6 protein-coding genes are annotated in these 11,767 nt (G+C 73.4%); 2 read left to right on the top strand and 4 right to left on the bottom strand.

What is annotated here, in order from left to right:
- Positions 1–264 precede the first annotated feature (264 nt).
- From IE274_RS22030 to IE274_RS22040, 3 genes are all read right to left on the bottom strand, one after another.
- Positions 265–3,546, bottom strand: a complete 3,282-nt coding sequence (locus IE274_RS22030; RefSeq protein ID WP_190117584.1) for a serine/threonine kinase C-terminal domain-containing protein — start codon at positions 3,544–3,546, stop codon at positions 265–267.
- A gap of 166 nt (positions 3,547–3,712) precedes the next feature.
- Positions 3,713–6,064, bottom strand: a complete 2,352-nt coding sequence (locus tag IE274_RS22035; protein ID WP_190117585.1) for a serine/threonine-protein kinase — start codon at positions 6,062–6,064, stop codon at positions 3,713–3,715.
- Positions 6,065–6,478: 414 nt separating this feature from the next.
- Positions 6,479–8,185 (bottom strand): glycerol-3-phosphate dehydrogenase/oxidase, encoded by a 1,707-nt coding sequence (locus tag IE274_RS22040; protein WP_190117586.1) that lies wholly within the window; start codon positions 8,183–8,185, stop codon positions 6,479–6,481.
- Between the two features lie 325 nt (positions 8,186–8,510).
- Here IE274_RS22040 and IE274_RS22045 point away from each other — a divergent pair, with 325 nt between their 5' ends.
- Together IE274_RS22045 and IE274_RS22050 are read left to right on the top strand one after the other, a co-directional pair.
- Entirely contained in the window at positions 8,511–9,764 is a 1,254-nt protein-coding gene (locus IE274_RS22045; protein WP_190117587.1) for a nucleotide sugar dehydrogenase, read from the top strand.
- A gap of 102 nt (positions 9,765–9,866) precedes the next feature.
- A complete protein-coding gene (locus tag IE274_RS22050; RefSeq protein WP_190117588.1) occupies positions 9,867–10,460 on the top strand; it encodes a hypothetical protein in 594 nt (197 codons plus the stop codon).
- A gap of 102 nt (positions 10,461–10,562) precedes the next feature.
- On the opposite strand, the gene IE274_RS22055 is transcribed toward IE274_RS22050, so the two are convergent.
- Entirely contained in the window at positions 10,563–11,687 is a 1,125-nt protein-coding gene (locus tag IE274_RS22055; protein ID WP_190117589.1) for a GuaB3 family IMP dehydrogenase-related protein, read from the bottom strand.
- Positions 11,688–11,767 lie beyond the last annotated feature (80 nt).

Below are 11,767 nucleotides of genomic sequence, written 5' to 3' on the forward strand. Positions count from 1 at the left end.
GGTCTTGACAGGGCCAGGTTCTTGAGATTTGTCAGAGCCAGGTTAAGGAGGGGTGCGCGCGCAGGGAACGGGAGGGGGTGATCGGAGACCGCACTGTGACGCGAGCGAGGGGTCGGGCACCTGCCGGAGAGGGCCAAATGGCGCGCCCGCACCGGGTGGTGAGGGCCGGTTGGCCTGCCCGAACCGGGCCGTACGGACCGGTCGGTGTGCCCGCACGGGACGCCGTACGCGTCAGTCCGCGTCAGTTCGCGTGCCCGCACCCGGTCACTTGGCGGCCCGGTAGGACGACGACGCCTGCTCGAACAGGCGCGTCACCTCGTCCCGCTCGGCCTCGGGCCCGCGCACCTGCACCACGTGGTACTTCCCGTCCACGACCATCGCGAGATTCCGTACGAAGACCTCGGTGCCGTCGGCGTCCTGCCAGGTGAACTGGCCCTCGGCCCGGGACCGTCCGCCCACGTCGACCAGGCGGAGGCCGCTGGACGTGGCCCATGACGAGTCGCGGAACGGCTGGAGTTCGCGCTCGTCCTCCTTCTGATACTTCATCGGGTCCGTGCCGAAGTCGCCGGTGCTGTCGCGGCCCGGGACCACGAGCAGCTCGAAGCCGCCGTGGGTGTACAGGACCTGGCCGCGGCCGTTCTTGCCCTGCCGGTCCCAGCCGTTGGCCACGGCCACGCGGAAGCCCTCGGCGTCCTTGCGCAGCGTGAAGCCCGACGCGACATCGGGGTCGGTGGTCTGCGGCTCCTGCGAACCGGGGGTCCGCTCCGGGTCCGACGCCTTCCCGTCGCCGCTGTCGTTCCCGCCGCTCCCGTCCTCGTCCGGTGCGCCGTCGCCGGGGCTCGGGCGGTCGCCGTCGTCCGGCGCCGGGCTGACCTCGCCCGCGTTGCCGGTGCGGCCGGTGCCCTCGCCGTCCCCGGACTCGGGCATGAACAGCATCGCGTACGCGACGGCCGCCACCAGTCCGGCGAGGATCACGACGAGCAGGACACGGCCCAGCGAACGCGGTCCCCGCGGGGCGCTCGGCGCCCGCTCGGGGCGCGGCGCGCGCACCGGCCTGGTGTCCCTGCCCCGCTCCTTGACGCGCTCCCGGCCACGCTCCCGGCCGCGCTTGTGGCGGCCGTGGCCCTGGCCGCCGTCGTCCCCGGTCGGGACGGGCGCGGGCGAGCGGCGCTTGCGGACGACCTCACCACGGCGGCGTACGACGGGCAGCCTGCCGCCGTCGTACGGCGGCGCGGGCACCACGTGCGCACCCGCCTCCGGTTCCGGCGCCGACCGCACGAGGGAGCGCAGCCAACCGCTCAGCTCCTCGAAATCGATGCGCTCGGTCGGGTCCTGACGCAGCAGCGACTCGACGACGGGCCGCAGCGGACCGCACTCCTCCGCGAACGCGGGCGGCTCCGCGCACACCATCTGCACCAGCTCGGCGGTGCTGTCCTCCGGATACGGGGCGTGGCCCTGGACCGCGCGGAACAGCAGCGCGCCCAGTGCCCACAGGTCGGTCGCGGGCCCGATCGGCGCCGCCAGCTGCCAGTTGTCGTGCACCGGCCCGGCCTGCTCCGGCGCCCACCGCTCCGTGACGGCGCCGACAACGGTCATCCGGGCATGCCGGGCCCGCTCGGCGGCGAGCGCGGTGGTGGGCCCGCGGCGCGCCCGCAGCTCGCCCGCCGGGTCGTCCCATTCGCCCTCGCGGGGGCGGGTGCTGCCCTCGGGGGCAGCGGGGGTGCCCCTGGGGGCAGGGGACTTGGCCAGGTCGTGGGTGGGGTGGGCTGCGGGGGCGGGGAGGTTCGAGTCCCGGTTCGGGTCCCGGTTCGGGTTCGGGTCCCGGTTCGGGTTCGGGTCCCGGTTCGGGTTCGGGTGGTAGGCGGTCGATTGGTACGGGGCCGACTCGCGTGGGGCGGACTCGTGGGGGGCTGAGGGGTAGGGGGCGGGCTCGCGCGGGGCCGACTCGCGCGGGGCCGACTCGCGTGCGGTCGACGGGTACGGGGCCGGGCGTGCGGACGTCGGGCGGCCCGGGGCGGGCTGCGTCCGTGGGGACGGGAGTTGCTTGGCGAAGGGGTGGGGCGGGGTGCTCTGTGCGCCGCCGTGCGCGCTGGGGGCGCTCTGCGGTGCCGGGGCGCCCCCCTGTGCTCCACGGAAGCCCGGCGCGCCAAGGGACCCCGGCCCACCGGCCGAAGGCGCCCCCGGCTCCGCCACCGCACCGCCCTGCGCGGGCACCGCCCCCGCACGCGGCACAGCCCCGTGCCACGGCTTCTGCTGCCGCTCCCGGACCCCGTACGGATCCGAGATGTGCCCGACGGACCCGACAGCCCCGACGGACCCACTGTTCCCGTCCGCGCCTTCGGGGCCGTACGTGCCGTAACCGCCCTCGGCGCCACCGCCGTCCGCCCCGACCGGCCCTGCCGCGCCGCCGCGCTCGGCCTCGCTCACCCGGGCCGCGGCCCGCGCCGCGCCCGCCCGGTACGCGGCGATGGCCCCGGCCCGCGCCGCCCTCAGGTCCCGCTCAGGGGTGCTGTACGGCTCGCCACCGCCGTCGTCCGCGTGCCGCGCGGCCTCGATCGCGGCGTGCCCACGCGATCCGTTGCCGCCGTTGCCGCCGTGCTCGCGGTAGCCGCCGTTGCCGCCGTACGAGTCGTTCTCGCCGTACACGACCGCCTCGCCGTACTCAGAGCCCTCGTCAGATCCCGGGCCCTCGCCGTACGCGGGCTCCCCGCCGCCGTACCCGTCATCTCCGTCGTACTCGGCGTACGCGGACTCCTCGGCGTACGCGTCGTACTCCGCGCCCCCGTCCGCCCCTGAAGCCTCCAGCGCCGCGTACCCCGCGCCCCCCACCGGCTCGGGCACCGCGCCCTCGGGCTCGGTGAAGCCCGCGAAGTCGTCCTCCTCGGGCCGCGGGTCGTACCCGCACAGGGCCTCCTCCGCGGCGCCCGCGGCGAGTCCCGTCAGCATCACCCGGCCGTCGTCGCAGACGAGCACCGTGCGCGCGGTGATGTTCCGGTGCACCCAGCCGTGCGCGTGCAGGACGCGCAGCGCCGTGACCACGTCCGCCGCGACCTCCGCCGCGCGGAACGGGTTCAGCGGCCGGTCGGCGAGTAACGCCGCGAGCGGCCGGGCCGCCACCAGTTCACTCACTATCCACAGCGACCCGTCCTCCGCGAACACGTCGAAGACCTGGTCGAGCCGCGGGTGGTCGGGGATGCGCGCGGCGGCCTGCGCGGCCTCGATGGCCCGCAGGACCGCCGGGTCGCTGGGCCTGCGCGTGGCACGCGAGCCCGCGCGCCGGGCGCCGCCCCGGCCCGCGCTCCCGCGCGCGCTCCGGAAGCCCTCGGGCAGTCCGCCGGGCAGGACGTCGCTCAGATCGCCGTCGCCGTACGCCTCGTCGCCGAGCACCTCCGCCTCGACGATCTCGGGCAGCGGCAGCTGCCGGACCAGGACTTCCTGGCCGCTGTAGGTGTCGAAGGCGCGGGTCTCCGCGAGTTCGTACTCGTCGGCCGGGGGCAGCGGCAGGCGGTAGCGGTCGGCGAGCACCCGTCCCGCATAGTCGTCCACGATGCCTCCCCCATCCGCCCGGTGGTCAATTCCGTTCGACTTACGGCTCGTTGCGGCTGCTTACCCTCCGCAAGCACTCACGATACGTGCCACAACCGAACCGTATTGAGGGGATGCCAGATCTCACCGGTCATCGCCCGGCCATCTCACCGGCCCCGCCGCACCGTCACTTCTTCGGCTGGAAGGTCCGCGTGAACGTCCGCCAGGCATCCCGGCGCTGATCACTGCCCCAGTCGTCCGCTTTCGCGGTGTACATCAGCCCGTAGCCCAGGCTGCCGTTGACGACGAAACCCCGGTCCACGGAGCGGTACTTGGTGCCACCGTCCACGTAGGTGAATTCCCAGTCCGCCGTGTTCCAGCCGCGGAAGTCCACCTTCTCTATACGGATCCGGTCGTACTGGGCCCGGCGCATGCCGTGTTCCTGGTTCTTCCAGTCGGCCACCGGGTTGTCCTTGGGCGTGGGCGTCCAGCCGATGAGCAGCTTCTGCCCGTTCGGCCCGGCGAAGCGCGCGCCCGCGCGGTCGGTCGTGCTGAACTTCCAGCCCTTCGGCAGGCCTATCGAGAAGCCCTGCGGGTGCTTGTACGTCTCCTCGGCGCCATCGCCCTTGCCCTTGTCGCCGCCGATGGACGAGCCCTGCCCGGCGTTGTCGTCCTTGCCCGCGCCGGAGCTGTCGTCCTGCTCCTTGCCCTGGTCGCCCTGGCCGTCCTTGCCCTTGCCGGAGCCGTCGTTCTTCTCCGAGTCCTTCCCGGAGTCCCTCTCCTTGCCCTCGCCGCCCGCGGTCGCCCCGCTGGACGCGGACTTGTCGGCGCCGCTCTTGTCGTCCTTGCCGTCCCCGTCGCCGCTGAGCGCGAAGGCGAGCACCGTGCCGAGCACGGCGAGCGCGACGACCACCGCGATGATCACCAGCGTGCGCCGGGGCACCACATCCGTGAGCGGCGCCCGGGCGGGCGGCTTCGGCGGCCCACTGGGCTGCGCCGGGATCCGCGCCGCACCGTGCGAACCAGCGCCCGCACCGGCGGAGTTCCCCCCGAAGCCGCCCCCGGCTCCGGCTCCAGCACCTGTGCCGACTCCGGCACCCAGGCTTCCGGAAGCCGCGCCCGACGCCGTGCCCGTGGGGGCGCCACCCGAACCGGAGCCTCCGGCCCGCCCGGCAGCACCAGCACCGGCACCGCGCTCGGCGCCACCGCTCCCACCCGCACCGCCGATGCGTTCCCCCGCACCGACCGCACCGGAAGAAGCCGTCCCGGAACCCACCGAGCCGGAACCAACCGTCCCGCTCGCCGCCCCGGAAGCAGTACCCGCTGCACCACCACCGTGCCCGGTCACCCCGGCCCCGGCCGAAGCACCCGGCGCGGAACCCGCGTTGCCCGCACCGCCGCCCGCGCCACTGCCCGCGCCCGAACCGCCGACCGACGCGGCACCGGCCGCACCACCCGCAGCGGCACCGCCCGCCGCGCCGGAACCCGCAGCGCGAGCCGACGTAGCCGCGGCGGCCGCCTTCTTGCGAACCGAGCGGAACGCGCCCTTCAGCCGCTCGGCGGCCTCCTCGCCCTTGCGGCCGCCGGGGGAGCCGGACGGCGGCGCCTGCGGCGGGACCGGGGGCAGCGGCACGACCTTCGTCGCGTCCACCGGCTCCGCCGGGGCCTTGTCCTCGGGGATGTCCGGCGCGTTGACGACCTCCAGGAGCATCGCCCGCGCGCTCGCGTCGTCGAGCCGCTGCTCGGGGTCCTTGGCGAGCAGGCCGTAGATGACCTTCTCCAGCAACGGACCGGCGTTCTGCGGCGGTTCGACGGCCTCGGTCATCACGGCGGTGAGGGTGGCGATGGCCGAGCCCTTGTCGTACGGAGGCACGCCCTCCACGGCCGCGTAGATCAGCCCGCCGAGCGACCACAGGTCGGCCGCGGGGCCGGGCTTGTGGCCGCGCGCCCGCTCCGGCGAGATGTACGAGGGGGCGCCGACGAGCATGCCCGTCGACGTGATGGACGGGTCGCCCTCGACCTGGGCGATGCCGAAGTCGGTGAGGACGACGCGGCCGTCCTCGGCGATCAGCACGTTGGACGGCTTCACGTCGCGGTGCAGGATGCCCTCGCGGTGCGCCGAACGCAGCACGTCGAGCACGGCGAGGCCGACCTCCGCGGCGCGCCTCGGTGTGAGCAGCCCGTCCTCGCGGACGGCCTCGGCGAGGGACTTGCCCTCGACCAGCTCCATCACGATCCAGGGCCGGTCGTCCTCGTCGACCACGTCGAAGACCGTCACGGCGCTGGTGTTGCGGATCCGCGCGATCGCCTTGGCCTCGCGCAGCGTGCGCGTGATGAGCCGCCGCTTCTCGTCCTCGTCGATGCTCGACGGGAACCGCAGCTCCTTCACCGCGACCGTGCGCCCCAGCGTCTCGTCCTTGGCCCGCCAGACGGTGCCCATGCCGCCGCGGCCGAGCACGTCGCCGAGCCGGTACCGGCCCGCGAGGAGACGTGCGCTCTGATCCTGACGAGCCTCGCCCGTCCGCTCAGCCTCCGACATGCGTCCCCTCAACTACCCGCACAACCCGCCCTGACAGAGCCTTCATTGTCCCTCACCCGGCGACCGGCCGACGCCGCGGGTCCGCCGTCCCACATCATGGACATTCCTACCGAGTGAACCCCGGCGCACCACCCCAAACCTCGCTGTCCATACCCCCCTTGGCCACCCTCCTCGGGTCAAACCACCCAGAACCCCTGACCACCCCTTGACTACTTGCCGACAAGCGGAAGGTCAGCCTCCGCCGTCAGAGCCCCACCACGATGGAGCGGCCCCCGGCCCCGGCCCCGGCGGAACGATCCGCGGAGGCCTGACCCCGGCGGACCGTTCACCACGGCACCACCACAGCGACACCGCCTGCACCAGCACCGTCTGCAGCGACAGCCCGTCTACAGCGGCACGACGACCGGCGACCGCCTACAGCGGCACGATGTCCGGCGCCCCCAGCCGCGCCGCGTCCGCCGTCAGGTCGTCCGGCTGCCGCTGCGACTCGCGCTCAGCCTCCACCCGCTTCTCGTAGTGCTGCACCTCGCGTTCGATCTGGTCCTTGTCCCAGCCGAGGACCGGCGCCATCAGCTCCGCGCACTCGCGGGCGCTGCGGGTGCCGCGGTCGAAGGTCTCGATGGAGATGCGCGTACGCCGCGTCAGCACGTCGTCCAGGTGGCGGGCGCCCTCGTGCGACGCGGCGTAGACGACTTCGGCGCGCAGATAGTCCTCGGCCGCCGTCAGCGGCTCGCCCAGGGACGGGTCGGCGGTGACCAGTTCGAGCACTTCCTCCGCCAGCGAGCCGTACCGGTTCAACAGGTGCTCCACGCGCACCACATGGAGGCCGGTGCGGGCCGCGATGCCCGCGCGGGCGTTCCACAGCGCGCGATAGCCCTCGGCCCCGACCAGCGGGATGTCCTCCGTGACGCACTCCGCGACCCGCTGGTCCAGGCCGTGCACCGCCTCGTCCACGGCGTCCTTGGCCATGACCCGGTACGTCGTGTACTTGCCGCCCGCGACGACGACCAGGCCGGGCGCGGGATGAGCGACCGTGTGCTCGCGGGACAGCTTGCTGGTGGCGTCCGACTCCCCGGCGAGCAGCGGCCGCAGGCCCGCGTACACCCCCTGCACGTCGTCGCGGGAGAGCGGCACCGCGAGCACCGAGTTCACGTGCTCCAGGAGGTAGTCGATGTCCGCGCTGGAGGCGGCCGGGTGGGCCTTGTCCAGGTCCCAGTCGGTGTCCGTCGTACCGATGATCCAGTGCCGGCCCCAGGGGATCACGAAGAGCACGCTCTTCTCGGTACGCAGGATGAGCCCGGTCGACGAGTTGATCCGGTCCTTCGGCACGACCAGGTGGATGCCCTTGGACGCCCGGACGTGGAACTGACCGCGGTCGCCGACCATGGCCTGGGTGTCGTCGGTCCACACACCCGTGGCGTTCACGATCTGCTTGGCCCGGATCTCGTACTCCCCGCCGGCCTCGACGTCCTGGACCCGGGCGCCGACGACGCGCTCGCCCTCGCGCAGGAAGCCCGTGACCCGGGCGCGGTTGGCGGCCTTCGCGCCGTACGCCGCGGCGGTGCGCACGAGCGTGGCCACATAGCGGGCGTCGTCCATCTGCGCGTCGTAGTACTGCAGGGCGCCGACCAGGGCGTCCTTCTTCAGGCACGGGGCGACGCGGTGGGCGTGACGGCGGGTCAGGTGGCGGTGCGTGGGCAGGCCGCGGCCGTGGCCGCGCGCCATCGACATCGCGTCGTACAACGCGACGCCCGAGCCCGCGTACAGCCGTTCCCAGCCCTTGTGCTGGAGGGGATACAGGAACGGGACGGGCTTCACGAGGTGCGGCGCGAGCCGTTCGAGGAGCAGGCCGCGCTCCTTCAGCGCCTCGCGCACCAGCGCGAAGTCCAGCATCTCCAGATAGCGCAGGCCGCCGTGGATCAGCTTGCTGGACCGGCTCGACGTGCCCGACGCCCAGTCCCTGGCCTCGACCAGGCCCGTGCTCAGGCCGCGGGTGACGGCGTCGAGCGCGGTGCCCGCGCCGACCACGCCGGCGCCCACGACCAGAACGTCCAGCTCGCGCTCCGCCATGCCCGCCAGTGCCTCGGCGCGCTCCGCCGGGCCAAGAGTCGCTGTCCTCACCGCTGCCTCCCGTGCTGTTCGGGTGTGGTCGCGCTCACATCATGCCCAGATTCTGGCCGCGCCCGCCGAGTTCGGCCACGACCTGTGGAAAACGTTGAGGCCACTGTGACTGCTGCGACCACCGGGAACAGCGGGGCCACCGGGAACATCCGGGACCTCGAAAACGGCCGCCAACACTCCGGTGCCGGGAGGAGCCCAATCCCGCAAATCGGTCATATTTACTCCTAGTCTGACATTGCGCTCGCCCATCTTGTCCACAGGGCTTGCGCGATCGTCCCGCTTTGGCTATATCCGCCCCGGCTATTGGGAAGGACGGCTCACCGCCATGCCAGCTGACCTCGCCGTCATCGGTCTCGGCCACCTCGGCCTGCCCCTCGCCCAGGCCGCCGCCGCCGGCGGCATCGCCACCATCGGCTACGACCCCGGCCGCGCACCCGACCTGGCCGGGGGCCGCCTTCCGGGTGACGGCACCGAAGGGACCCTCACCGCCGCCGACGTCCGCCGGATGCTCTCGGGGGGCTTCCGGCCGACCACCGACCCCGCCGAGCTCGGCCGGGTCCGCACCGCCGTCATCTGCGCCCCCACGCCCCCGGCCGCGGACGGCTCGCTCGACCTCGGCCAGGTGGCCGACGCCGCCCGCGCCCTCGCCGCCCGCCTGCGCCCGCACACCACGGTCATCCTGGAGTCGCCCGCGTATCCCGGAACCACCGAGGAGTTCCTGCGCCCCCTCCTCGAAGAGGGCTCGGGCCTGCGCGCCGGACGGGACTTCCACCTCGCCTACTCGCCCGCCCGCCTCGACCCCGGCAACCGCACCCACGGCTACGCGGGCACCCCCAAGGTCATCGGCGGCCTCACCCCCGCCTGCACCGAGTCCGCCGCCGCCTTCTACGGCCGCCTCACCGACAAGGTCGTCCGCGCGCGCGGCCCCCGGGAGGCCGAAACCGTGCACCTGCTTGAGACCAACTACCGGCACGTCAACATGGCGCTGGTGAACGAGATGGCGGTCCTCTGCCACGACCTCGGCATCGACCTGTGGGACGTCATCCGCTGCGCCGAGACCAAGCCCTTCGGCTTCCAGGCCTTCCGGCCGGGCCCCGGCGTCGGCGGCCACGGCGTCCCCCTGGACGTCCCCGGGCCCGCGCGCGGACTGCGCCCGCTGCGCCTGGTCGAGCTGGCCCAGCAGGTCAACGACCGGATGCCGGGCTATGTGATCCAGCGCGCCGCGACCCTGCTCAACGAGCACGGCAAGTCCGCGCGCGGCGCCCGCGTGCTGCTCCTCGGCGTCACCTACAAGCCGGACGTCGCCGACCAGCAGGCCGCCCCCGCCCAGGAGATCGCGGTCCGCCTCATGGAGCTCGGCGCCGCCGTCAGCTACCACGACCCCTACGTAGGGCACTGGAACGTTCTCGGCCATCCCGTGCCCCGCGCGGACACCCTCTACGAAGCGGCCGCCGACGCCGACCTGACGATCCTGCTCCAGCACCACCGCACGTACGACCTCCAAGGGCTTGCCGTGAAGGCCCAGCTCCTGCTCGACACCAGGGGCGCGACCCCGGCGGGCGCCGCCCACCGCCTCTGATCCCACACACAACCCCCTGGGGCCCTTCGCGTGCCGACTGCTACCGTGCGGATCCAGTCACTTACCGCACACCAGTGCACTCGTATCCCAGGGGGAAAACAGATGACGCAGCCGCCACCTCCAGGTCAGGGCGGACAGCCGTACGGCCAGCCGCAGCAGCCGTACGGCCAGCAGCCCGGCTACGGCTACCCGCAGCAGCCGCAACAGCCCTACGGTCAGCAACCGCAGCAGCCGTACAGTCCCTTCCCGCAGCAGCCGCAGCCCGGTGGCTTCCCGCCGCCGCCCCCGGTCGCCCGCGGGAACGTCGGCCTCGGCGTGGTCGTCGCCTTCGTGGCCGCTCTGGTCGCGGCGGGCGTCTACGGAGGCATCATCGGCGCCACCGAGCACGAGATCGGCTGGGCGGCGGTCGGCGTCGGCTTCGTCGTGGGTCTGGTCGCGGGCAAGGTCGGCGGCCCCAACCCGGCGGTCGGGGCCCTCGCCGCGGTCTTCTCGCTCGGCGCGGTGTACCTGGGCCAGCTGGTCGGCGCCTCCATCGTCATCGCCGACAAGCTGAACCTGGACTTCTCCGAGGTGTTCTTCGATCACTTCGACTTCGTGCAGGAGGCGTGGAAGCACGACGCCGACGCGATGACGTACGTGTTCTTCGCGATAGCCGCCATCGCGGCCTTCGGCAGCGCCAAGCGCGCCTCGCAGTAGCCGCTGCCCCGTAGGCAGCACGCTGTCGGCAGGACGCGAAACGGCCTGGGGCCGACCACCTTCGGGTGGTCGGCCCCAGGCCGTTCACGCTTCCGTGCGGGGTCAGCGGCGGTGCTGCGAGTCCGCCACCGTGACCTCGACGCGCTGGAACTCCTTCAGTTCGCTGTAGCCCGTCGTGGCCATGGCCCGGCGCAGCGCTCCGAAGAAGTTCATCGAGCCGTCCGGGATGTGCGACGGGCCGGTGAGGATCTCCTCGGTGGTGCCGACGGTGCCGAGGTCGACCTTCTTGCCGCGCGGCACGTCCTCGTGGACGGCCTCCATGCCCCAGTGGTGGCCCTTGCCGGGCGCGTCCGTGGCGCGCGCCAGCGGGGAGCCCATCATCACGGCGTCCGCGCCGCAGGCGACGGCCTTGGGCAGGTCGCCGGACCAGCCGACGCCGCCGTCGGCGATGACGTGGACGTACCGGCCGCCGGACTCGTCCATGTAGTCGCGGCGGGCCGCCGCGACGTCGGCCACGGCGGTGGCCATCGGCACCTGGATGCCGAGGACGTTGCGCGTGGTGTGCGCGGCGCCGCCGCCGAAGCCGACGAGGACGCCAGCCGCGCCGGTGCGCATCAGGTGCAGGGCCGCGGTGTACGTGGCGCAGCCGCCGACGATCACCGGGACGTCGAGTTCGTAGATGAACTGCTTCAGGTTCAGCGGCTCGGCGGCACCGGAGACGTGCTCGGCGGACACCGTCGTGCCGCGGATCACGAAGATGTCCACACCCGCGTCCACGACGGCCTTGGAGAACTGCGCGGTTCGCTGCGGCGACAGGGCGGCGGCGGTGACGACTCCGGAGTCGCGCACCTCCTTGATGCGCTGGCCGATCAGCTCCTCGCGGATGGGCGCGGAGTAGATCTCCTGCAGGCGGCGCGTCGCCGTCTCGGCGGGCAGCGAGGCGATCTCGTCGAGCAGCGGCTGGGGGTCCTCGTGGCGCGTCCACAGGCCTTCGAGGTTCAGCACGCCGAGGCCACCGAGCTCGCCGATGCGGATGGCGGTCTGCGGCGAGACGACGGAGTCCATGGGGGCCGCGAGGAAGGGAAGCTCGAAGCGGTAGGCGTCGATCTGCCAGGCGATCGAGACCTCCTTGGGGTCCCGGGTGCGCCGACTCGGCACGACGGCGATGTCGTCGAAGGCGTACGCCCGGCGGCCGCGCTTGCCGCGGCCGATCTCGATCTCAGTCACGTGTGTGGCCCTTCAGCTTTCCTATGGCGGCGCTCCGTATGCCGTTCCAGTATCCCCGACACGCGCGTGGGGGCGGCCCG

It is taken from the genome of Streptomyces flavofungini, assembly GCF_014650815.1.
Taxonomy (GTDB): Bacteria; Actinomycetota; Actinomycetes; order Streptomycetales; family Streptomycetaceae; genus Streptomyces; species Streptomyces flavofungini.

Coding starts and splice junctions, on each gene's coding strand:
- IE274_RS22035 (WP_190117585.1), bottom strand. CDS start 6,064: ATGTCGGAGGCTGAGCGGACGGGCGAGGCTCGTCAGGATCAGAGCGCA.
- IE274_RS22045 (WP_190117587.1), top strand. CDS start 8,511: ATGCCAGCTGACCTCGCCGTCATCGGTCTCGGCCACCTCGGCCTGCCC.
- IE274_RS22050 (WP_190117588.1), top strand. CDS start 9,867: ATGACGCAGCCGCCACCTCCAGGTCAGGGCGGACAGCCGTACGGCCAG.